This window comes from Sedimentisphaera cyanobacteriorum (assembly GCF_001997385.1).
GTDB lineage: Bacteria > Planctomycetota > Phycisphaerae > Sedimentisphaerales > Sedimentisphaeraceae > Sedimentisphaera > Sedimentisphaera cyanobacteriorum.
Map to the genome: position 1 here is coordinate 1,917,913 of NZ_CP019633.1, position 24,127 is coordinate 1,942,039.

General features: G+C 47.2%; 18 protein-coding genes. 13 read left to right on the plus strand and 5 right to left on the minus strand.

All coding sequences use genetic code 11. The features are described from left to right. Positions 1 to 30: 30 nt before the first annotated feature. The 7 genes from gyrB (at position 31) to L21SP3_RS07790 (ending at position 9,631) form a co-directional block, all read left to right on the plus strand. Positions 31 to 2,532: a DNA topoisomerase (ATP-hydrolyzing) subunit B gene (gene gyrB / locus L21SP3_RS07760; RefSeq protein ID WP_077540307.1), complete on the plus strand. Its 2,502-nt coding sequence runs from the start codon at positions 31 to 33 to the stop codon at positions 2,530 to 2,532. Positions 2,533 to 2,587: 55 nt separating this feature from the next. Continuing rightward, positions 2,588 to 3,298 carry a tetratricopeptide repeat protein gene (locus L21SP3_RS07765; RefSeq protein ID WP_077540308.1) on the plus strand — a complete coding sequence of 237 codons (711 nt, stop codon included), beginning with the start codon at positions 2,588 to 2,590 and terminating at the stop codon, positions 3,296 to 3,298. A gap of 59 nt (positions 3,299 to 3,357) precedes the next feature. Beyond that, entirely contained in the window at positions 3,358 to 5,946 is a 2,589-nt protein-coding gene (locus L21SP3_RS07770; protein WP_077540309.1) for a DNA translocase FtsK, read from the plus strand. A gap of 32 nt (positions 5,947 to 5,978) precedes the next feature. Further along, positions 5,979 to 6,938 (plus strand): 1-phosphofructokinase family hexose kinase, encoded by a 960-nt coding sequence (locus L21SP3_RS07775; protein WP_077540310.1) that lies wholly within the window; start codon positions 5,979 to 5,981, stop codon positions 6,936 to 6,938. A 12-nt stretch (positions 6,939 to 6,950) separates the two neighbouring features. Continuing rightward, entirely contained in the window at positions 6,951 to 7,757 is an 807-nt protein-coding gene (locus tag L21SP3_RS07780) for a hypothetical protein (protein ID WP_123785168.1), read from the plus strand. Then, the gene (locus L21SP3_RS07785; RefSeq protein ID WP_077540312.1) at positions 7,750 to 8,364 is read left to right on the plus strand and encodes a site-2 protease family protein; all 615 of its coding nucleotides are present in this window, start codon (positions 7,750 to 7,752) and stop codon (positions 8,362 to 8,364) included. Before L21SP3_RS07780 ends, L21SP3_RS07785 begins: the two co-directional genes overlap by 8 nt. A gap of 124 nt (positions 8,365 to 8,488) precedes the next feature. Continuing rightward, entirely contained in the window at positions 8,489 to 9,631 is a 1,143-nt protein-coding gene (locus L21SP3_RS07790) for a metallophosphoesterase family protein (RefSeq protein WP_161488147.1), read from the plus strand. Positions 9,632 to 9,748: 117 nt separating this feature from the next. Here L21SP3_RS07790 and L21SP3_RS07795 read toward each other — a convergent pair whose 3' ends face one another. Beyond that, entirely contained in the window at positions 9,749 to 10,453 is a 705-nt protein-coding gene (locus tag L21SP3_RS07795; RefSeq protein WP_077540315.1) for a hypothetical protein, read from the minus strand. 461 nt (positions 10,454 to 10,914) lie between these two features. Here L21SP3_RS07795 and L21SP3_RS07800 point away from each other — a divergent pair, with 461 nt between their 5' ends. Beyond that, positions 10,915 to 12,537 (plus strand): IS1634 family transposase, encoded by a 1,623-nt coding sequence (locus L21SP3_RS07800; RefSeq protein WP_077540317.1) that lies wholly within the window; start codon positions 10,915 to 10,917, stop codon positions 12,535 to 12,537. A 321-nt stretch (positions 12,538 to 12,858) separates the two neighbouring features. Here the strand turns inward: L21SP3_RS07800 and L21SP3_RS07805 are convergent, their stop codons facing one another. Further along, on the minus strand, positions 12,859 to 14,724 hold the full coding sequence (locus L21SP3_RS07805; RefSeq protein WP_077540319.1) for an amino acid permease: 1,866 nt from the start codon (positions 14,722 to 14,724) through the stop codon (positions 12,859 to 12,861). 373 nt (positions 14,725 to 15,097) lie between these two features. Here L21SP3_RS07805 and L21SP3_RS07810 point away from each other — a divergent pair, with 373 nt between their 5' ends. The 5 genes from L21SP3_RS07810 (at position 15,098) to L21SP3_RS07830 (ending at position 20,414) form a co-directional block, all read left to right on the plus strand. Next, positions 15,098 to 16,873, plus strand: a complete 1,776-nt coding sequence (locus tag L21SP3_RS07810; protein ID WP_077540321.1) for a glycoside hydrolase family 2 protein — start codon at positions 15,098 to 15,100, stop codon at positions 16,871 to 16,873. A 23-nt stretch (positions 16,874 to 16,896) separates the two neighbouring features. Continuing rightward, entirely contained in the window at positions 16,897 to 17,508 is a 612-nt protein-coding gene (locus L21SP3_RS07815; RefSeq protein WP_077540323.1) for a glucosaminidase domain-containing protein, read from the plus strand. Between the two features lie 78 nt (positions 17,509 to 17,586). Then, positions 17,587 to 19,284, plus strand: coding sequence for a beta-N-acetylhexosaminidase (locus L21SP3_RS07820; RefSeq protein WP_077540325.1), 1,698 nt, complete (start codon positions 17,587 to 17,589; stop codon positions 19,282 to 19,284). Between the two features lie 691 nt (positions 19,285 to 19,975). Continuing rightward, entirely contained in the window at positions 19,976 to 20,233 is a 258-nt protein-coding gene (locus tag L21SP3_RS07825) for a hypothetical protein (RefSeq protein WP_077540327.1), read from the plus strand. A gap of 1 nt (position 20,234) precedes the next feature. Then, a complete protein-coding gene (locus L21SP3_RS07830) occupies positions 20,235 to 20,414 on the plus strand; it encodes a hypothetical protein (protein WP_077540328.1) in 180 nt (59 codons plus the stop codon). A gap of 94 nt (positions 20,415 to 20,508) precedes the next feature. On the opposite strand, the gene rmuC is transcribed toward L21SP3_RS07830, so the two are convergent. The 3 genes from rmuC to kamA all read right to left on the minus strand — a co-directional run bounded on the left by rmuC (position 20,509) and on the right by kamA (position 24,121). After that, entirely contained in the window at positions 20,509 to 21,837 is a 1,329-nt protein-coding gene (gene rmuC, locus L21SP3_RS07835; protein WP_077540330.1) for a DNA recombination protein RmuC, read from the minus strand. A gap of 120 nt (positions 21,838 to 21,957) precedes the next feature. Next, positions 21,958 to 22,833: a putative beta-lysine N-acetyltransferase gene (ablB, locus tag L21SP3_RS07840; RefSeq protein WP_077540332.1), complete on the minus strand. Its 876-nt coding sequence runs from the start codon at positions 22,831 to 22,833 to the stop codon at positions 21,958 to 21,960. Next, positions 22,808 to 24,121 carry a lysine 2,3-aminomutase gene (kamA, locus tag L21SP3_RS07845; protein ID WP_077540334.1) on the minus strand — a complete coding sequence of 438 codons (1,314 nt, stop codon included), beginning with the start codon at positions 24,119 to 24,121 and terminating at the stop codon, positions 22,808 to 22,810. Before kamA ends, ablB begins: the two co-directional genes overlap by 26 nt. Between the last annotated feature and the right edge of the window lie 6 nt (positions 24,122 to 24,127).

Genomic DNA, 24,127 nt, shown 5'->3' on the forward strand with positions numbered 1-24,127 from the left:
CCTATTGAGGCTGCAGGTGGTAACGCACAAATGAGTGATAAAGAATCAGTTAAATATAATTCAGCTAACAATAACTATGATGCCAAAAGCATAAAGGTGCTCGAAGGGCTTGAGGCCGTGAGGAAAAGGCCGGATATGTACATCGGCAACCGCGGCAAAGGCGGGCTTCATCATCTCGTTTATGAGGTCCTGGATAATTCAATCGATGAGGCTCTGGCGGGCAGATGCGATAAGATAACAATCAAGATAAATCTCGATGGAAGCTGCAGTGTGGAGGATAACGGATCGGGCATACCGACAGAATTCCACGAGGATTCCGGCTGCAGCGCTCTTGAGCTAGTGCTTACAACGCTTCACGCAGGCGGGAAATTCGACAACAATGCCTACAAGGTCTCAGGCGGACTGCACGGTGTAGGTGTGTCCGTGGTTAATGCCCTGAGCGATGTGCTGATTGCAGATGTTTACAGAAAGGGCAGGCACTACCGCTTTGAATGCCGCAAAGGAGAGGCCAAGGGGGGCATTGAAGACCTCGGTAAAACAAGCCTTCAGGGAACTAAGATTACTTTCCTGCCCGACCATGAGATTTTCGGCGAAACGGATTTCAGCTATGAAACCCTCCAGAAAAGAATCAGAGAGCTTGCATACCTGAACGCCGGGGTAAGACTGCATTTTGAGGATGAACGCGAGGGCAAGAAGGAGGTGTTCCATTTCGACCAGGGCCTTGTTCAGTTCGTCCATCACCTAAATGAAGGCAAAGAACCCGTTCATAACGATGTAATACTTATCAGCAGGGAAGACGAAGAAAGCGGCCTTTCCTGCGAGATAGCCATGCAGTACAACAACAGCTACAATGAAAACGTGCTGGCCTTCGCCAACAATATCTGCAATATCGACGGCGGGACTCACCTTTCAGGCTTCAAAACAGCCCTTACCCGCACAATGAATTATTACGGCAAAGCCGCCAAGCTCTTTAAGAGCGGCGAGATCACCACCTCCGGTGAAGACCTCAGGGAAGGGCTCACGGCTGTTGTGTCTGTGAAAGTTCCGGATCCGCATTTCGAAGCTCAGACGAAGGTTCGTCTTTCCAATCCGGAAGTAGGCAGTTTTGTTGAAACTGTTATGAACAATCAGCTTTCCGAATATCTCGAGGAGAATCCTGCGATAGCAAAGAAAATTCTCACAAAGGCCATTCAGGCGGCCGCTGCAAGAGATGCTGCGAGAAAGGCAAGAGAGCTTACAAGAAGAAAAGGAGCTCTCAGCAGCGGTAATCTGCCCGGCAAGCTCTGGGACTGCAGCAGCAAGGATGCCTCTTCTACAGAGCTGTTTATCGTAGAGGGAGACTCTGCAGGCGGGTCTGCCAAAGGCGGCAGGGACAGGACAATTCAGGCCATCCTTCCGATAAAGGGTAAGATTCTGAATGTGGAAAAGGCAAGGCTCGAGAAGATGCTCGCTCACGAGGAAATAAGGACTATCGTTAGCGCGCTTGGGACGGGAATCGGTGCGGACGACTTTGATATATCAAAATCCCGATACGGCAAGATTGTGCTTATGACAGACGCCGATATCGACGGGGCGCATATCAGAACTCTGCTCTTAACGTTCTTTTTCCGCCAGATGCCCGAGCTCTTCGAGAACGATATGATTTACATCGCCCAGCCCCCGCTTTACGAAGTGCGGGAGAAGGGCAAGAAGGACAGCCGTTTTATCCTGAGCGATGCGGAAATGAAGAAAATGCTCACCGACCGCGGTCTCGGGGATACCAGCATTGAGGTATCTGAGCAGAGCGGGAAAAAGATAATTCCAAGCAGTGAAGTTGAAACGCTCGTTAAAAGAGTGGCTGACTTGGAAAGGCTTATCGGAATCATTGAGCGCAGAGGAATTATTTTCAGCGATTTCGTTGAGCAGCAGTATCAAGAAGGCGCTCTTCCTGTTTACAGGATCATATTCGATGGAAGCAGTGAATACTTCCACGAGCAGGATAAATTTGAAAGCCGGTATGCAGAGCTCAATTCCTTCTCTAAGGAGCAGGACAGCTTCCCGGAAGACGGTTCGCAGGAAGGCGATTTCAGTGTGCCCGAGCTTGAGCATTCCCTAACCAGCGAGGAGCTCACAGAGGTTCGAAGGCTCAACGACATAAACGAAGAGATGATGCAGAATTGGGGGCTCTCAATACTCGATCTGCTTCTAAAAGAAGAGAGAACTGTAGCAGGCGAGCTTAAGCCTATGAAGTTCCGCATTATCCACGGACAGGAAACTTTCTCTGCCGCCTCGCTTATCGAGGCTGCCGTTGAGATTAGAGATTTCGGCAGCAGAGGAATTGAAATAAAGAGGTTCAAAGGGCTCGGCGAAATGAATGCAGACCAGCTCTGGGAAACCACGATGGACCCTGAAAACAGGTCTATGCTTCGGGTGAATATTGAAGATGCTGCCGAGGCAGACCGGCTCTTCAGCATACTTATGGGTGAGGATGTTGAAAAGCGAAGAGGCTTTATTACTGAACACGCCCTTGAAGTCCAGAATTTGGATGTCTAAGTTTGCGTATAGTGATTAGTTGAAAGATTGTTTAATTGAAAGTGCAGGTTTACAAATGAGGATTGCAGCTTATACATTACTGATAGCTTTGGTTTCTGTTTCGCTTACCGGCTGTGCAATGTTTGACGGCTCCGATAAGGATAAGCAGGATAAGTCTCAGCAGATTAGCAAAACGCCAAAACAGCTAAGATACGAAGAGCTGAATGAAGAGATTGACCGTGATTTTGATGACGCTGAAGCTCATTACCAGCTTGCTAAGCTGTATATGACAGACCGCAGGTTTTCAAAAGCCGATTACCATCTGGAAATCGCATTGAATTTCAAACCGATGCTCAGAGAAGCCCAGGCTTCTCAGGTGAAGGTGAACCAGCTTCTCGGAAACGACAGCAAGGCTGCCCAGCTTGCCGAGATATACATAAACCAGACAAAATCAAAGGCAGAAGAAGCCCTTCTGCTCGGGCAGGGATTCCAGAATGAAGGGCTTGATGAATACGCCTTCGACTGCTACCAGAACGCCCTTGCACTCGCTCCGGATTCTGCTGTTCTCAATAAGCAGGTGGGATACTACTACCTCGACCAGGGCGACAGATCACGTGCTGAGGTTTATCTCAAAAAGAGTATTCAGTTAGACCCTTACCAGCCGGATGTGTCTAATGAACTCGGGAAGATGGGCGTTAGCGTGGAAGTTCCGAAGACAAAAAAATCAAGCGGATTCAGCCTCGACAGGCTTTTTAAGAAAAATGAGGAAAAAAGCGGCCAGAACTGATGGCTCTGGCCTGAGATTAGCCGGAAGGCGCCGGCGGAATAGTTCGTGAAGGATGTACGATGACAGGTCGTGAGCTGTTAAAAATAGCTGCAGAGCTCTTAATTATAGTTCTGCTTTTTCTCGCAGCCGCCAGCTGCGTAAGTTTTGATATATATGACCCTCCCGGGGGGTATTCATACCCTCTCAACGACCCCCCTGCAAACTGGCTTAATTTGCCCGGGGCTTATTTCTCGCATTATGCCCTGTATTATATCGGGCCGGGGATTTATGTGATTCTCGGCACTCTTATCTTTCTGCTTGCCTCGGATATGTTCGGCCGTCCGGCAGGTCAGATTCCTTTTAGAATAGCTGGTATGCTTTTGCTTTGTGCGGCTGTTTCTGCTGCAGCGGGCTGTTATTCAAAGTTCAACTTTTCCCCGGATGCATTCCCCGTAGGCCGTGCGGGCGTTTTAGGAACATTCCTGGCAGAATGGCTCGGAAGAACTATAGGCCAGCTCGGCAGGTTTGCAATTATGCTTGCTGCAACGCTTATCGGGCTCATTTTCATTGCAGACAGCCTTGTTGCTGCATTTTTCAAGGGGCTTTGGGGCTTTTTGTTCTCGTCTTCGAAAAAGCCTGCCAAAAACGGCAAAACGAAAAAGGCTGCTCGTAAACTCGCTAAGGAAGAAACGCAAACAGAGAAGGCTAAAGAAAAGAAGGCTGGATTTTTTGCCAAAATAAAAGAGAAGAAGAAAGCAAAACAGCAAGAAGCCCCCCAAGCAGCAGAGGATGAAATTCCCATCCGGCAAGAGGAGCCTGAGAAAACTGAGAAGAAGGAAAGAAAAGAGTTTGAAATCAGCAGAGGCAGGCAGGATATCGAGCCTTATCAGCTTCACCCTGAGCAAACCTCAGAATCCGTTGAGATTATACCAGACCCTGACAGAGTTGATGTTATAGATGTTTCCTCCAGCAAAGACCCGGAAGAAGAAGGCCCCGAGAAGGATAATAAAAAAAACGCAGAAGCAAAGAAAAACAATAAGCCCAAGAAGAAATCAAAACCAAGCAGTCCTGAGGACGACATAACAGAAGACTACAAGAAGTATGTGCTTCCGCATATCAATCTTCTTGAAGAGCCGGAGAAGGATTTTGCCTCCCGCCTTGAAGTGATGGTTCGTGAAAAGGCAGACAGGCTTCAGGAAACCCTCGATAATTTCAAGGTGGATGCATCGGTTATCAATGCCGAACCCGGCCCGACTATAACGCTCTACGAGATAGAGCTTTCAGCGGGGATGAGGGTGAATAAGATTTCCAATCTTGCAGATGATATAGCAAGGGCTCTGGCTGTGCCGGTAGTGAGGGTGGTTTCCCCGCTTCCGGGCAAGGATACGATCGGCATAGAAGTTCCAAACAGCGAACGCGAGACCGTTCGGCTCAAAGACCTTATCCAGCGTGCTGGAAAAGTGCCTGTGAAGATGAAGGTTCCGATTTTCCTCGGCAAGGATTCTTCCGGCTCTGTGCTTGTGGCAGATCTTGCCGATATGCCACACGGCCTTATCGCCGGTACTACAGGCTCGGGTAAGAGCGTGTGCATAAACACAATAATAACAAGCATCCTTCTCACCAGAAAGCCCAACGAGGTTAAGCTTGTGCTGATTGATCCAAAACAGATTGAGATGACGATGTTTGAGGGGCTGGCTCATTTGATGTGTCCGATTGTCAGCGATATGAATCAGAGCTCGAGGATACTTGAATGGGCGGTCGGCAAAATGGAAGAACGCTATGCAATTTTCAATGAGGCCAGAGTTAAAAATATTTCAGAGTTCAACGAGCTTTCCAGCGAAGAGATATACAAAAGGCTCGGGGCAGAAACACCCGAGGAGCAGCTCAAGGTCCCCGAGAGGATGCCTTATCTTGTGCTTATAGTCGATGAGCTCTCAGACCTTATGATGACAAACGGCAAGGAAGTGGAGGAGTATGTAGTCCGGCTTACTCAGAAAAGCCGTGCGGCAGGTATTCACGTAATCCTCGCCACACAGCGCCCGCAGGCATCGGTTGTAACCGGTCTTATAAAATCCAACCTGCCCGGGAGAATCAGCTTCAAGGTGGCCTCAAGGATGGACAGCAGGATCATTCTTGATAAGGTGGGCGCCGAAACGCTCCTCGGAAAGGGCGATATGCTCTATCTGCACCCCAAAACAAGCGAGCTGATAAGGGCTCAGGGAGCGTTTCTATCAAACGAAGAGATTTCACGCGTGGTAACGAAGATAAGAGAGCAGGCAGGCCCGAACTACAGCAGGGAGCTTGTTCAGCTCAATAAGGTTTCAGCGGACGGGGTAGAGAAGGATGAATATTTCGACGAGGCAGTGAGAATAGTTTTGGCAACAAAGCGGGGAAGCGTGTCTCTGCTCCAGAGAAAGCTCGCCATAGGATACGGCCGAGCATCGAGAATTGTTGATATGATGGCTGAATCGGGTATTATAGGCGAACATAAAAACGCTCAGGCAAGGGAAGTTTTGATCACCCCGGAAGAATGGGAGCGTATTAAGGAAGGCGATGATATTGCTGATATTCGCAGCGAAGACCAGCAGGAAAGCGAAGACCAGCCGTCTGAGGAGCAAGAAAACGCCTCTCAGGAACAAAGTCTGCCTTGGGATGAACAGAATGAATAGTTTTTTGGTTTTAGTGCCGGCAGAAAAGAAAAATGGCTTATAAAGGGAAAATAATAACTGTGGGAATCCGCCCTGCGTGGGATGTGCAGTTCTTTACAACCGGACTGAACTGGGGAGACCACAGACTTGTTGACAGCTATAAGCAGGAACCCGCGGGCAAGGCGCTGAACGTTTCCAAAGCGCTTTCATGGATGGGATACAGCTCTGTTGCTGCAGGATTATGGGGAGCGAGCGATTTTGATGATATGCTCTTCGGCCTCAAGCCCTACACCCACTGCATAGACGTGCGCTTTACGCCGATTCAGGGAGCTACAAGGCGAAACGTCAGCATATTTGATACCAGCGAGAACAAGGAGCTTCATCTGAGAGTTCCCGGAGCCCTCGCTGCAAAAGCCGCAATCAAAAAGCTCTCCGACAGCCTTTTCAGCATTATAGATTCTGGTGATATCTGCGTATTTGCAGGCCCCCTGCCCGAGGAAAACCCCCTCTCCGAGCTGATTGTAGATCTTGTCTGGCAGTGCTCCAGAAGAGGGGCATATATATTTCTGGATTCGAGCAGCAGAACATTTTCCAAAATATTCAGCCTCGGCTGCACCGAGCTTGTAAGCCCGAATAATGAGGAGCTTTCCGAGCTCAGCGGGTCTAAAGTAAAAACAGATGTTGAGTCTATAGCCAGAGCGGGAAAAAAATTACTGAAACAAACCTCGCAGGTTCTCGTAAGCCTTGGGGAAGAAGGCGCTCTTTTAATAACAAAAGAAGGCCTCTGGCGCAGCAGATTTACCGGAAAGCCCAAAGCTGTGCAAAGCACCGTTGGCTGCGGCGATTATCTGCTTGCGGGTTTTATAGCGGGCAAATACGAAGATGATGATCCGGCTTATGCCCTCCAGAAAGGTCTGCTCGTGGCTACCTCGCGCGCCTTCGGGCTTATGGACGATGAGCCTTGGGAAGTGGAGCAGGAGCTTGAGATTGATACTGAATTCTTTCAGTACTAAGTGGAGATAATTTTGATTACACTTTTAAGAATGCTGGCAGCACTGCCTTTGAAGGTCGTTGCGGCAATACTTACTATATTGCCGATTTTTGATAATGCGCCTCTTCTCAGGCTTATATGCCTGATTACCGGAAGTCCTGAGGATGTCCTTGTATATATTACAAGGCTTTCAACTCAGTTCGGCCCGGAAAAATACGAAGAAACTTTTCTCGATAATGCCGAAAAATTTGAGGATGTAAGGTTCGTTTCAACCCTCGGATTTATGTATCTCGAAACGGGAAGCCTTCAGGGGCTTCGAAGGATACTTGATAAAACTGAGAGCATCTTTTCTGAAGAATCTGAGCTTTTGTACCTTGAGCTTATGCTTGCCTCAAGGAATAATGACGAAAATAAGATTCAGCAGCTGGCTAAGAAGATTGTAAGCAGCTCCTCCAGCACAACTGAAGCCTCAGAGCTCGCTTACAACTGTTTATGCTGGAACTGTATAAAGCACAGAAAGTTTGACAAGGCAAGGCCTCTGGTTGATAAAATCCTTACGATTAAAGAATCGAGGATCGGCAGAATCGCAGCGGGCGTTCTTGCCTTTCAAGACGGCGATATAGACCTTGCAGAAAAGAATTTCGGGATAGCGGCAAGGGTGGATTTCAGATTTGCCCTTGAGCCTCTGATGGCTGAGGCGAGCTATGTGTGCGATGATATTAAAACTGCCGCAGAATATTTGAAGCAGGCAGTGAAGAAGGGAATTAAAATACCGGAAAACGAGGAGATCTTGAATAAGATCAAGGAATCAGATGAATACAGGGAGGCGGGCTATGATTGAGAGATTTGCATTCTTCCTCACTTTCCTTCCAGGGCTCATACTTGGGCTTACCGTCCACGAGGCCTCACATGCCTATGCCTCCGCAGCGCTTGGGGATAATCTTGCCAAGAACAAAGGCCGGCTCACACTGAACCCGCTCAAGCATCTCTCACTGCTTGGGACACTCGCTTTGTTTGTTCTCGGTTTTGGCTGGGCAAAGCCGGTGCCGGTTAATCCTTTCAACTACCAGAACCCGAAAAAGGACTATCTGCTAAGCTCGCTTGCCGGGCCAGCATCAAACCTTGCAATATGTGTTATATCTGCTTTCCTCATTCGAAGCGCAGGGATTACAAGCTTCGAGCAGGAGGCGGGCATCTGGGTGAGCATACTGATCGGTACGTATTTCGTGAATGCTATACTTGCTGTAATTAACCTTACGCCGATACCCCCGCTGGACGGAAGCAAGATATGGCCATGCATTATTCCGGGAGTTAAGCTCGTTATGCCGGCGAAAGTAACTATGGGCAGCTATTTAGCCCTGATTCTGCTGGTGGTAACTGGAGCGATTGAACCGGTTATTTTGAGCCTGCTTACGTTCTTTAAGTCTGCACTTTTCTTCGGCGTTTAACTGTAAATTTTATTAATTTAAAGATTTTTTCGTCAAAATCCGTCTTTCCAAACTATAAACTTATAGCGGGGATGAGAAGTTTGTCCCTGATTATGTATTTATGTTTAATAAATGGAGCTTTACAGTGAAAAATAGATTTAGCGTTAAGTATTTAGTTTTTACCGCAGTTCTCTTAGCGGTTTCAGGTTCTGCCCTGTTTGCCGCAGGACACGAGTCAAGCGAGGATTTTGAATTCCCCACATCAGATAAGGGAGCAAACTTCTATTTCACCAGCTTCCCGGACCTGTTCAATTGGAATATAGACTACCCCCAGCCGGGCTGGGAAGACGCTATGGACTGGTATCTGGGCGGTATGAAGAAAGAAGGCCCTGCATTTTCTCTGAATGCGGGAGATATTATGGACGCCAGATGGTGGGAAACCCCCGAGCAGGTTAGAAGAAAAACAAAACAGTATTGGGGCGGTTTTGCCAAGCGTTTTAGAGATAAAGACATTAGGCTCTTTATTGCCCCGGGCGACCACGAATACGGTGATGACGGAGGCCTTAATCGTCATAAAAATCTCGTTCCGGTTTATGCTGAGCAGTTTGTTAAGATATTCCGTATGCCGTTAAACGGCCCTGAGCACAAAAAGGGGCTTGCATACTCATTCACTAAAGGCAATCTCGCTGTAATCTCCCTGGACCAATTCGAGGACAAAGGCGAGAAGATGGAAATGTCTGTATCCGGAAAACAGCTCGAATGGTTCGAGAATGAGCTGAAAAATTGCAGCGATAAGGATTTTATCATCGTTCAGGGGCATATGCCGGCAGCCGGCCCGGTTCGCAGCAAAAACTCAAGCGCTAATATGCTTAAAGGCGGAACAAACTCAGAATTCTGGAAAACAATGACTAAGTACGGCGTGGATGCGTATCTCTGCGGCGAGCACCACCGAATCACCGCCAAGCGGGTGGACGGTATATGGCAGATTGTCCACGGCGCACTCTGGGGCACCCAGACAGACGTAAACTACCTCAGGGGCAGCGTTTTTGATGATAAGCTCGTTCTGGAGCTGTTCAAGTTTGATGTTAAATACAGCGGCGGACACATCGGCGACCATCCACACAGAAAACCGACCCACGCACCGAGAGAAAAGGTGGATATCTCGCAGGAGGCCAAGAAACACGGCCCAAATCTTGTGGGAAGGCTGATAATCGAAAAATCAGACAAAGGAAATATCACAACTCTCACCAGCGGGGCATTCCTGCCGGACTGGTATAAGCAGTTTTAGATGTGAAGATTTTCCCAGAAAACTTTTAATTTTTCCCCAACCAAATAAAAAAGGCCCTCACTTCCCCTGAGGGCCTTTTTTAATTATTCACGATTTTTAAATCCGTTAGGGTGCAGCCTAAGCTCTGCGTCTTCTTATGAGCATTCCGCCGATTGCCAGAAGACTGAAAGACATAGGCTCCGGCACAAGCGAAAGTGTTTTGTCGTGCCTTTCCTCGGTGATGTAATAATCTTCGCCCTCTGTTAGAGTGGTATAGTCAACGTATTCCGATCCGTCCCAAACGTTAATCACGGTTGTTCCGTCACCACCAATTTCAGCCTCAAATGGGTCTGAAAGAGTTTGAAGAGTCAGTGAACCTTGAGCTCCTATATTTATCTCTAAACTGGCTCCGGCAAAAGTTTCAATATATCCAGCGTCCACATTGCCGTCTGTTATATTCAGAACGCCCAAATCCTCATGAGTTCTAATCCTGCCACCGTGGTCTAAATTCCCGCCGTTTTCTATATTAACCGTGCTGGTTCTCTGCTGCTCTGAGCTGTCATATTGATTAAAGTGCAGCATACCTGATGAGGTAACTGAACTGTTATCTATAAGCAGGCTGCTTGATGCAGACTCCCCAACGCCCATAGAGCTGTCTAATTCAACAGAAGCTCCGTTCAGCACTTCTGCAGAAGCGCTGGCAGTATTACCTATTTTAAGCCAAGAATCGTTGATTGTTTCCAGTTTTGTTCCGCTGCCGGTCAAGGTAAGATTGCTGCCGGCAGTGTTATCTCCAGCGCCGATTATTACATTATCTACTGTAAGCGTAGCCCCGCCGCCCATTTCCACTTCCGAGGCCTGATCATAGCCGCTGTAGCCGATATAAAGTTCTTTGCTGGAGTCAACATTGTCCCAGTCTATCGGGGGCTGACCGTTGTAATCCTGAGAAACTCCGCCTGTGTCTGTTATGTAGCCGCCAAAACATAAACCTGCTAAAAAAACAGCGGAATAACAGCAGCAGTAAGCCTAAAACACCTTCTAAATCCCATAATCAAAACCTTTCTAATCTTTGGATACAAAATACGAACAACTGTTTTTTTACTAGTAAATATACAGCTTTATTTGAACCCTAAAAGATATAATCCTATTTGTCAAGGATCCTGACTTCGGCGGTATGATTGTGGAAAACTCTGCAAAAAGTGCGTTTTGAGGCTGTTATGAGGGTTTGTTAAGTTCGGTTCGCTCGTAGTGCCTAATTTTTTATTTTTTTGACACAATGTTTTGATTTCGTATAATCTGCATTTATGTTTATACGAGTAAAGACATCAAAAAACAGTCCGAAGCAGTCGGTACAGATTGTAGAGAGTTATCGCAACGAGAAGAACCAGCCTCGTCAGCGTATAGTTCGTCATCTCGGCACAGCCTTCACAGAAGAAGAGCTTAAGCGGCTCAAGGATTTTGCCGAATTCGAGAAGGCCAAGCTTGAGGCCGAGAAAACGCCGGCACTTTTCAAGCCTGAGCATCTTGCAGAAGCTGCAATAGATGCCCGCAAAAACATTGATGATAAGCCTTTGCGGGTCAATCTAAAGAATCTCAGGGAACAGGCACGCATAACTACAGGCATCCATGAGGTATTCGGCAGCATCTACAATGAGCTTGGCTTTAACAATCTTTTCGATAGACGCAAAGAGTCTGCAGGCAAAAACCTTCGTCATATCACAATGGCAAGGCTTGCAAACCCAGTGAGCAAACGCAGCAGCGTTCAGGATCTCTCCAAAGACTTCGGCATTAACCTTTCTTTAGACAGCGTTTACCGTATGATGGATAATATCACAGATGATATTATCAGCAAGGCTCAAAACTGTGCTCACGGTGCTGCTAAAGGCCTTCTCGGCGAAGAGATAAGTCTTCTTTTCTACGACTGCACCACGCTTTATTTTGAATCATTTACAGAAGATGAGCTCAAAAAGAACGGCTACAGCAAGGATATGAAGTTCAATCAGCCGCAGGTTGTCCTTGGTCTTCTGTCCACATCAGAAGGGCTTCCAGTAGGTTATGAGGTATTCCCCGGCAATCAGTATGAAGGGCATACGCTGCATACTGTAATCCCTAAGATCAAAGAGAAATACAACCTCAAGCGTGTTATCTTCACCGCAGACAGCGCAATGCTTAGCAAGGCTAATCTTGATTACCTTGAAAAGCAGGGAGTTGAGTATATTGTGGCAGCGAGGCTTAAAAGCCTCACTGATAAATGGAAAGCAAAGGTTACAGAATCCAATGCCCCGCTTAGAAGCTTTGATTACGGCAAAGATACAAGGCTTATTGTTACCTACAGCGATAAACTCGCTAAAAAGAATAAGCACGACAGGGATGAAGCTATAAGAAAGCTCCAGGAGAAGCTTGAAAAGAGCAGCAACCCCAAATCACTTATAAGCAACTACGGCTACAAGAAGTTTATGCGTGTTACCGGCGATATAGATTGCCGGATAGATGAAGAGAAATATGAAGAGGCTGCGAATTTTGATGGTCTTCACGGTGTTATAACGAATGTTAAGGATATGGATGATTCGGCTGTAGTAGATCATTACAGGCAGCTCTGGCTGATTGAAGAGTGCTTCAGGATAAGCAAGCACGATCTGAAGATACGGCCGATATACCACTGGACGCCGAAACGAATCAAAGCCCATATACTGATATGCTTTATCGCTCTAACCTGCGCGAGAAATCTGGCCTACAGGGTTCGGCTGAGATTTGAGCCGATGTCTGTGGCGAGGATTGTAAATGCCCTCAACCACGTGCAGCTGAGCATACTCTGGGATAAGAAAACAGAGTGCAGATATGTCCTGCCATCAAAGATTAACGAGGACGCAAGAAAACTCTATAAAACAGTTAATCTCAGCACCAATACAACGCCTTACAAAATGTAATTTCACCCGCCGAAAAACCTTCCGAAATAGGGTTTGTAGTGCCTGCGCAAAAAATCGAGTCCTTTATTGACATGGACTTATGAAAATTTACCGCCGAAGTCAGGAAATACGAACAACTGTTTTTTTACTAGTAAATATACAGCTTTATTTGAACCCTAAAAGATATAATCCTATTTGTCAAGGATTCTAATGCAAAAACAGGGCTTAGTGCGATTTTAAGTGGAAATAACTTTTTTAAGCAGATTGTATTATGCCCGCTGCACTGGTGTATATTCTCCTTGGTACTTGAGAATTTCAACGCATATTCAGATTATTCAACAACTAATTAGCGTCTCTTTTCCTTGAAGACAGCAGGATAAGGCTTCGGATGTCTTCAGTTGTTCTTGCTGCAAGGGAGCTCTCGACAAACTTTTTTTGCTGAAGTGTCTGTGCTATAGCCATAAGTGCTCTTAAGTGGAAGTTTCTCTGGTCTGCCGAGCCGGCGAGGGCGAAGATTATTTTCACAGGCTCATCAGATGAGGGAAACTTAATCCCCTGTTTTGCCCGTATCACGCTAACGCAGAATACCTCTCTTCCGTCAACGACAATATGCGGTATCGCAAGGCCGGGTTCTACAATCGTTGCGCTTTGTTTTTCCCGCTGGATGAATTTTTCATAAAGCTGCGTGCGGTCTGCCCCAACCTTTTCAGCCATGGAGGATGCGATCTGTGAGAAGAGCGTCTCCGGCGGCGGGCTGTCCGGGATATCGATAATTTCACAATTTCGTATAAGGCGGTCGAATCTGTCCTCCACGATGTTGTCTCTTTCGAGCAGGATTTCCCTCAGTTCGTTTTCCAGCGTCGAGGTTTTCAGCTGTTTGTCGCTAACGCGTTCTACAATCCGCATAACAGCCGAGTAAGACTGAACGCGGTGTCTGGTGAAAAGCAGATACCACAGTATGCTGAGCAGGAAAAAGCCTGCCGAAATCGCAAGAGGCACAAAGCCCATATCTATAATGAGCAGGCAGTACAGTATGATGGCGATTATGTTCAGGTATGGATAAAGAGGCGTTCGAAACTCCGGCCTGTAAGACTGTATCCTGCTTTCCCGCATAATTATAACGCTCGCATTATCGAGGATGAACAATACAATCATCAGTGTGGAGGCGGTTTTTACGAGTATTTCTATTTCGAGAGTCGCTATTGCAGCAATCATAATCAGAGAAGTAATAATAATGCTCACATAAGGGGTTTGAGTTTTCCCTACACGGCCGAGCACAGCGGGAAGGAGTTTGTCGCGGCTCATAGCAAGCGGTGCGCGTGAAGCGGCAAGCAGGCCGCCGTTTGCGGTGGTGATGTATGCGGTGAGTGCGGCAATGCTCAGCAGAATGAAGCCCGGGTTAGACATAAATGCCTTTGCAGCCAGGGCTATAGGTGCATAGCTTGATTTTAGCTCTTCGGGCTCGAGAACGCCGATGGTAACGATGATTGTGAGCAAGTAAAACAGGCTTACGATAAGCCAAGCGAGTATCATCCCAAGTGTAAGGTTGCGGGCAGGGTTTCGAACCTCCTCAGCGATGTTTGCAACTTTTGTGAGCCCGCCGAAGCTGATGAAAACAAGGCCCGCGGTTGCGAATACGCTTGACCATTTGTGGGGCATAAAGTTCTCGAAACGTGAGACCTTAACGGAGTTGAATCCGACGGTGATGTATAATGTCAGGGTAATAAGCAGCCCCGCTACAAGGACAATCTGGAAGCGGGTGGTGGATTTTACGCTGATTATATTCAGGAAAGTGAAGAATAAGCAGCACCCGGCGCCTGCGATTTTCATCTGAAGCGGGGTTAGCTGGAGATCGATCATCGAAGCAGCAACCTCAACAAGGGCGATTATGCCGATAATTGCGAAGGCGCTTTTAAGAGCGAGCGAGAACCAGTTTGCTAATCCTGTGAATATCCCCCAGAGCGAGCCGAGACTGCGCTGAACATAGAAGTATGTCCCGCCGGAGCGGGGCATTGCGGTTGCAAGCTCAACTTTGCTCAGCAGACCCGGGACAATCAGAAGCGAGGCAAAAATGTATGATAAAACCGCAGCAGGGCCTGCCTGCGAGTAGGCAATGGCAGGCAGAACAAACAAACCCGAGCTGATCATAGCGCCAGAGGACAGGCAAAATACATCCAGCATCGAGAGGCTTCTTTCTAACTTTGGCATTGTAATTCCTGTTTCTAAAGCCGGTTCTTAACAAAAATTGTATTTCGCTTTTTCAAAAAACAAAGCAAAATACAGACCTGCCACAAATAAAGTGTCGAGCAGTCTTGAATTTTGGTTTTGTTATTATACATAAAAATCGCCAAGATTGGAATATTTCCTGTAAATTTTTGGTACAGCCTATAAAGTAACATTAGGTATAACAATTATAAATACTATACTGAAAATGATCTTTTGCTTTTGGTTTTTTATTCTTTACTTTTCCCAGCATTTCAAATATAAAACTGTTCAAGGATTTTCGTTTCCGTAATGAAAATTCTGCACGATGATATAGAGATGGTTATGTTATTATTCAGATTAAGAGGGTTAAATTATTATGAAGCGCTCACTTCTCATTACACTCCTTTCAGCTTCTTTTGCGTTCGGAGCCGATTTACTCACCAACGTTGACAACAGAAGCTCAGAAAGCCTGAACGGGTCTTGGAGAATGATTATCGATCCCTTTGAAAGCGGCTTCTACGACTACCGCTACAACGAATCCCGCTGGGGGTATTTCCGAGATGCCGAGCCGAGGGACAAATCCGATCTGGTTGAGTACAGCTTCGACAGGGCCGAGCTTATCAGCGTCCCCGGCGATTGGAACAGTCAGCAGGAAAAGCTCTTGTTCTACGAAGGCACCGTATGGTACAGGAAAACCTTTGACTACCAGCTCGATGAAGGCAAGCGTCTCTTCGTTTACTTCGGAGCGGCCAACTACGAAACGATAGTTTATCTCAACGACAAAAAGCTCGGCAGGCATGAAGGCGGCTTCACCCCCTTCTGCTTCGAGATAACCGAGCACGTAAAACCGAAAGACAACAGCCTCGTAGTGAAGGTGGACAACAAACGCGTTGAAACAGCCGTGCCTACGGTAATGTCCGATTGGTGGAACTACGGCGGGCTCACCCGCAGAGTGATGCTGATCGAAGAAAACGAAACCTTCATTCAGGATTCGTTCATTCAGCTCAAGCAGGGAAGCCGAAGCAAAATTGAAGGCTGGGTGCAGCTTGAGGGCAGCGAAAAGAAGCAGCAGCAAATCGAGCTGAAAATCCCTGAAGAGGGCATCAGCAAAACCTTCCTCACTGATGAAAACGGGCGGGCTGAAATCAGCCTCAATGCATACCTTCAGCGCTGGAGCCCTCAGAACCCGAAGCTGTATAATGTTATTATTGAAGCTCCCGGCAGCAGACTCGAAAACCAGATCGGCTTTCGTTCAATCGAAACAAAGGGTGATGAAATCCTGCTCAACGGCAGCCCCGTTTACCTCAGGGGAATCTGCATACATGAAGAGGCTCCCCTTCGCGAGGGAAGGGCATTTGCCAAAAAGGATGCTGAGGTTTTGCTGGAATGGGCAAAACAGCTCAACTGCAATTTCGTCCGCCTCGCTCATTACCCGCACAACGAATATATGACAAGGCTCGCAGACAAGATGGGGATTATGGTTTGGTCTGAGATACCGCTTTACTGGACGATCTCCTGGGAAAACGAGAAGGTATATGAAAATGCCCTGTCTCAGCTCGATGAGATGATAACGCGCGATAAGAACAAGGCTTCTGTTATTATGTGGTCTGTGGCGAATGAAACGCCCATAAGCAGCGAGCGTACGGAATTTCTCGCAAGCCTTACGGAAGAGGCGAGAAAGCTCGATTCCACACGCCTTATCACAGCAGCCCTCGAAAAGCATACCAGAGGCAGCGTTATGCACGTTGACGACCCGCTCGGGGAGTATCTCGATGTGCTTGGGTGCAACGAGTATGAGGGGTGGTATTCCGGAAACAGCGGCTTCAGCCGCACGTGGGAAACGCCTTACGAAAAGCCGCTGGTGATGAGCGAATTCGGAGGCGGCGCCCTGCAGGGCTTCCACGCAGACAAGAGAACCCGCTGGAGCGAGCAGTTCCAGGCAAACCTCTACAAGATGCAGTTCGAGATGCTGGATAAAATCGACTTCCTCCGCGGAACAACCCCTTGGATACTCCAAGACTTCCGCTCGCCGAGAAGGCCGCTTGCTGATATTCAGGATTTCTACAATCGCAAGGGGCTTATTTCAGAAAGAGGCGAAAAGAAAAAGGCCTTCTTCCTGCTACAAGACTGGTATGAACAGAAGATGAAGTAAAACTTTTTCCTGAGGGCGAATAAATGAAAACATTGAAAAGAAGGCTAATTATTTGTTCTCTCTGCATTGCCTCAGCGGTTCTGCTTGCCTCTTGCGCAGGCCAGCCTCAGAGGCTCGCTGAGGCAGACTACACAAACAGATATCTGCCGATTCCGATAGAATCTGCCCCGAAGGCAAATGCCCGGCAGCTCACAGCATTTTTCCTTGCCTCAAACCCAGCAGCTAACAGAGAGAGGGTTAGCCGGCTTGCGCAGATTTATATCGAAGAGGCCGCGGAGGAGGGGATAAACAGCGACATTGCGTTCTGTCAGATGGTGCACGAAACTAATTACCTGCGCTTCGGGGCAGATGTGCGTGAGGAGCAGAACAACTTCTGCGGCCTCGGGGCTACCGGCGGCGGCGAACCCGGCCATTCCTTCCAAACGCCGCGATTAGGAGCGAGGGCGCATATCCAGCACCTCAAGGCCTATGCCAATTCTCGCCCCCTGAGAAAGACGCGAATAGACCCGCGGTTTGAGCTTGTTGACAGGGGAAGCTCGCCGCACATCGCCGGCCTCACAGGAACATGGGCAACCGACCCGCAGTACGACAGAAAACTTAGAAGAAAGCTCAGAGACCTCGAGAGCTTTTTATAAATATTATCTGATTTATAATAAGGGCGAAGATTTATGGATTTTGTGCTCCCTGCACGCTTTTTTGTTTAGAGGTTAAGAATGCTGTTTATATCGTTATTCAGAGAATCACTTAATTTTCTTTTCTGTGCTGATTCAGGCTTACCAGTTGATAAATCAAGGTTTGCAGCTTTCCTGCTGTGTTCAGGCCTTCTTATCTTTCCGCTTGCCGGGAAGGCTGAATCTGATTTGAATATTATCCCCAAGCCATACAAAACAGCTGTGAACGAAGGGGAGTTTGCCCTGAACCCAGATACAAATATCTACACAGAAAAGCAAACTGAGAAGCTTGCAAGACTTTTTGCCAAAGAGCTTACCGGCAGCCCCTCAGCCGCCGAAAATCTCAGGATAAGTTCGCGGAAAGAAGGCGTGTTTGTTGATTTGAATCCAGCCTTCGGGCATCTTACGAAAGAGGGATACCATTTGAGCATAACGCCTGAGAAGCTGGCGTTAGAGTCTGCGGGGAAGGCGGGGATTTTCTACGGCCTTCAGACCCTCGTTCAAATAGCTGAGCCCCAAAAAGACGGCACCGGCTTTGTTTTTCCGTGCGCAGAGATTTCGGATAAGCCCAGATTCAAATGGCGCGGGATGCACCTCGATGTATGCAGACACTTTATGCCTGTGGAATTCGTTAAGAAGTATATAGACCTTCTCGCCCTTCACAAAATGAACCGCTTCCACTGGCACCTTACAGAAGATCAGGGCTGGCGTATTGAGATAAAAAAATACCCAAGGCTCACTGAAATCGGCTCAAAGCGAAAAGAGACCGTTATCGGGCGGAACACCGATAAATACGACGGCAAGCCGCATGGAGGATTCTACCCCCAGAAGGAGATTAGGGAGGTGGTGGAGTATGCTGCGGAAAGGTTTGTAACGGTAGTCCCGGAGATTGAGATGCCCGGCCACAGCGTTGCCGCACTTGCGGCATATCCGGAATACTCCTGCGCCGGAGGCCCTTTTCAGGTGCGCACACGATGGGGCGTTTCAAAAGATGTTTACTGTGTGGGCAAGGATAAGACAATCCGCTTTCTGAAGGATGTGCTCAGGGAAGTGATTGAGCTTTTCCCCGGCGAATACGTCCATATAGGCGGGGATGAATGCCCGAAAGACAGGTGGAAAAACTGCAAAGACTGCCAGAGAAAAATCAAGCAGAAAGGCCTTGAAAATGAGAAGCAGCTTCAGGGCTGGTTTATAAGCCATATCAACGAATTCCTCAAGCAAAACGGCAGAAAACTTGTGGGCTGGGACGAGATCCTTGAAGGCGGGCTCACCAAAGATGCAGCAGTTATGTTCTGGCGTTCATGGCTGGGTGATGAGGTGGTTATTGATGCGGCAAAGGCGGGAAATGATCTTATTATGGCGCCGACAAGCCATACGTATTTCGATTATTATCAGGGGCCGCGTAAATCTGAGCCGCTCGCTATCGGAGGGTTTATCCCGCTGAAGAAGGTGTATTCATTTGATCCCGTTCCGGCGAATATGCCAGAAAATCTAACACACCATATCCTCGGAGCTCAGGCTCAGCTCTGGACTGAATACATCAAAACGCCGAAGCAGGCAGAATATATGGCCTATCCGAGAGGCTGCGCACTGGCAGAGGTTTGCTGGACAGCCCCCTCAAACAAAGACTTCAAGGGCTTTATAAACAGGCTGAAAACCCATCTAAAACGCCTCGATCAGATGAGCGTAAACTACAGGAAACTTGATGAGAAACTATTAAGCATTGAAAAAGAAAACTAATATAAAGACACTAATAAACATAAAAACTTGTTGACATACAAAAAGTATAATATATAAACTAATTTGAATATAACGATTTTTGAAGGCAGGATTGACGTAAGCAGCCGGTGGAGATACTTCCTATAAATAATTTCAATTAAAAACCTTAAAAAGTTGAAATTTCAATGATAGATTTATTCAATTTAGTCAAAGCATCTAAATCTCTGTGCAGCGATTTTTTATGGGTGCTAAAACACTCAAAAGAGCTGCAAAAATCATTAAAACTCAGAGTCCCGTTAAATTATTTCCGCCTTTATCACAGAAATATCTGCCACACTTCCGTAGATTTAGCAAGACAAATGGCTCAAAATGATGAGAAAGCAGTCTTACGGTCTGCTCAGGACCTGCTGGATTCTTCCTGTAATTTGATATCTCATATTCTGCACTGTCAGATTCCAAATCCTCCAATAAACGCTTGTGTTAAGTTTCTCAAACAAAATGAAGGCGGAGAATATATAGTCAGTACTTGGATACGTTCTAAAAATTCTTACAACAGATCTTTTGAAAATGATGAATATTCTCTTAAACAGAGCAGTATATTTTGCGCCCTCTCAGGACAGGAAGATGAAAATAATCATAATTGGGATACATTTCATTTCTTCCATTGCGGGAATTTGCATAACAGGAATTTCGCAACGCCTCGAACAGATGAATGGAAAAACAGTATAAATCGACAATTGTGTTCCCAATATGCGTAGATTTCGAAAGGTACGCATTGAAAGGTTTTTTAGCATTTGACTCCATAAATGAAAACTTTTTTGGTGAAATCCCAGAAACTTTCGATTATACTAATAATGTAAACGAGTTTCACAAAAAGGCCGAACAATGCGCGATATACCATATCGGGAGCTCGTTAGCCAATCATTTTGCAGTAGTTTTTGCAGGTATTGAGGCAGTAAAGGACAATTAAAATGTTTAGAAAAAAAGCAGAAGTTCCTATTAAGGACAATGAGGCCTTGAAAGTTGAGGCAGCAAAAAAACCTGTTTTAATAACAACCAGCGACAGCTTTATAAAAGAAGGCCAGAAATTTTCTAAAAAGATAAGTGAATCTTTCAGGAAAAAGCAGGTTTCTAACGATAAGGAAAATTAAAATGTTTTAGAGAACTGTATTAGCAGCTCTTTGAAGCGGTAAGTTTAATTGCATCAGTTTTAATAAGGCATTTGATATATCTTGTAACCTGAATTCAGTCCTGCTGATTTTTCTTTAGAGTTCTGGTTCTCGTTTCCACTTCTGAAAGCTGCTCGATCTGTTTATCGTTTTGTACCATCTGGTTTATTTTTCTCGCTTGAGGCATAAGTCGCGCTTCGAGCGAGGATACCGAGCTGTTGTAAGACTGTACCGTTTTATCGATATTTTCCCCTATCTTTCCAAGGTGTTCTGAGAAAGTGCTCAGGCGTTTGCACAGCTCGAGTGCCTCATCGTGTATCTTCCTTGCCTGCTCTGCAACCTCCTGCTGCTTCCATCCGTACGCCACTGCCTTGAGAAGCGCAATCAGCGTGGTGGGTGTGGCGAGGATAACCTGCTTTTTCACCCCTCGCTCAATCAGATCAGGTTTCTGCTCCAGAGCCGCGCTGAAGAACATCTCGCCGGGCAGGAAAAGCACCACAAATTCAGGGCTCTGTTCAAACTGCTTTCCGTATTCCTTGCCGCCGAGCTTGTCTATTTGGTCTGCGATATGGCCTGCATGCCTCTGGAGCTGGGCGTTTTTCTCTGTTTCGTCCTGAGCCTCGAGCGAATCGAGATATGCCTCGAGCGGCGCCTTTGAGTCCACCACAATCTTCTTTCCGTTGGGCAGGTTCACAATCATATCCGGGCGGTCTCTGGTGGTCTCAGCAGTAACCTGCTCGGAGAAATCGCAAAACCGGCTCATCCCGGCCATCTCCACAACATTTCTGAGCTGCATCTCGCCCCATCTTCCCCTAACCGCCGGCCTGCGGAGAGCCGTAACGAGGTTGGCAGTTTCACGCTTGATTTCCGCCTCAGACTGCTTCAATGCGTTTATTTTCTCGCCAAGAACCTTGAACGAGCTGTGCCTTGCCTTCTCGGATTCGGAAAGCGTTTTATCCATATTCCCGAGCGATTCCTTTATCGGCTTTACGAGCTCATCAAATTTATTGCGATTCTTGTCCAGTTCGTTCTTTGCCTCTGCGTGGTGTTTTGTGAGGCTTTCTTTGGCGAGCCTGAGGAATTCCTCGCTGTTTTTGCTGAGTGCTTCGGACGAGAGCGATTTGAACGATTCTTCAAGCTGCTTTTTCATCTCCTTTAGCTGGTCAACCTCGCGTTTATGGGCAGCGGCTCTCTCTTCCAGCTGTGTCTGGAGGGATGTTTTCTCTGTTTTCAGCTGAAAATTCTCACTGCGAAGGCTCTCAAGCTCTTGTTCAAGGGAGGTTAGCTCTTCCTGCAGCTCTTTTCGATTGTGCTCAGCGGCCTTTCTTGATGAGAAGCAAATATAAACCGCAGCAGCCAATGCAGCTGAAAACGCAGCTGTAATGATGATCTCTATATATCCCATTCATACCTCAAGAAATAATAACCAAAGGCAAATTGTATCAGAATTTCTTAAGGCGTAAAGCTCGCCGGCAGTGCTGCGGGAGCGTAAAGAGCTGAAATCATATACTGATGCGCAGATTTCTCAGCTTAAAGGCTTGTACCAGAGGTTCATTGATTCGATTCGTCCGGAGATGTTGGTGTTGTTGATGAGTGTTCCGCCGTATTTATAGCCTGCGCGTGCGAAGGTGAAGTTCATTCCGTGCGAAACGGCTCTTGCGATTGTGTAGGCGGTTTTGATGTCTTTTTTCGCCTCGCATTTTTCCATCTCCGCAAGCAGAATGCCGGCAAGTCCCATGCCTCTGCTCTCTGGGAGTGCGGCGAAGTCTGTCATCTCGGCATTTTTCGCGGGGATGTCTTTCTCCGCAGAGCTAAGTGCGATAATCTCGCCCTTTTCATTGCGGATGCAGTAATAGCTCACATTGTCCTGCATAGTTTCCAGCAGGTAATCGGGCTGGTGTATAGGGAAGGGGTAAGTCTCGAATACCTTGCGGTAAACCTCGGCCATCTGTTTGGAGTCCTCGCGGGAACATTCTTGCATAGAAAACCCTTCAGGGAGTTTTTTAACACCCTGCTTCAGTGATGCTGCCTTAGATACGATCTCGTTTATAACTGCAAGCTCGCCGCTGAGGGCTCTCTCGGGCTTGAGGAATCTGCTCATAAATACGCAGTGTTCTTTCCCGCTGTAGAACCCGGGGATCAGGCCTTCTGTTTTGAAGCCCAAACTTCGCAAATGTCTGCTTTTTGAAAGAGGGGCCTTGGCAAATATCTTGCCAAGACCTTCTTCTCTTGCAAATTTCTCTATGTTAATCAGGAAATCAGGGAAAACGGCGCTTCCGGTGTCCATTATATACACCCTGTCGCTGAAAGGGCCGTACTGCACCTTCGCGCCTTCGAAATCGATTACCCTGTCCTGATTTGTGCTGTTTTCCTGATTACTGATAAGAATCTCTCCGCTCATGTCGAGAGTTGTTCTCCGGCACGAGTGAGATGGTCTCATCGTAATCGCCGAGCAGTTTGCTTATACCGAGGCTCTTATACTCATCGGCATCATCAAGCGAGAGCTGCAGATTACACTTCTCGCACTTTCTGTCGCAGAATGAAGGCTCGTATGAATTCGGCTCGTTGTAGGTAGTGATAACGCCTTCATAATTCCTCAGCACCACCTTATTTGTTGACCATGATATAAGGTAGTTCGGCATCACCGGAATCTTTCCGCCTCCGCCCGGGGCATCTATAACATACGTTGGCACGCAGAATCCGCTGGTATGGCCGATAAGGCTTTCGATAATCTCGATTCCCTTGCCCACAGGCGTGCGGAAATGGCTCAGGCCTTCTGAGAGGTCGCACTGATACAGGTAATACGGACGAACTCTGTTGTATGCAAGCTTATGCACGAGAGCACGCATAATACGCGGGCAGTCGTTCACGCCTGCAAGCAGAACAGACTGATTCCCCAGCGGGAAGCCTGCGTCTGCCATAAGACGCAATGCCCTTCTGGACGAGGAGGTGATTTCCCTCGGGTGATTGAAGTGCGTATTGATCCATACAGGCTGATGCTTTTTGAGTATTTCAACAAGCTCAGGTGTAATCCTCTGAGGGAGTACTACCGGAGTTCTTGTGCCGATCCTGATTATCTCAACGCTGTCTATAGCCCGAAGCTCAGTGAGCAGCCAGTCTATCATTTTATCTGAGAGCAGGAACGGATCGCCTCCGCTGAGAAGCACGTCGCGAATCTGGGGGTGGTTCTTTATATATTCGATCCCCGCAAGAAGCTCCTTCTTGTTGGGTATGCTGTCTTTATCGCCCACTCTCCTCTTGCGCGTGCAGTGCCGGCAATACATCGAACACGTATTTGAAACCATGAAAAGAACCCTGTCCGGGTATCTGTGCGTTATGCACTCCATCGGGCTGTCGTTGTCTTCGTGGAGGGGGTCTTCCATATCGTATTCATCGATGTCCAGCTCCTTGCCGGAGGGGAAACCCTGCATAAAGATCGGGTCGTTCAATATATCATCGGTGTTGATCAGAGAGAGGTAGTAAGGAGTGATAGACATCGGAAACTTCTTCACAGTTTTCTTGAACTGCTCGTGAACCTCCTCCGGAAGCTTTACTTCCAGAAGATTTTCAAAAGTTTTAAGGTCGTGTACACAATGTTTTATCTGCCATTTCCAGTCCTGCCACTTAGAAAGAGCGGCATCACTGTCTATATTATCGAAAATTTGTCTCTGATTCGTAGTAAGTTTCAAGAAGTT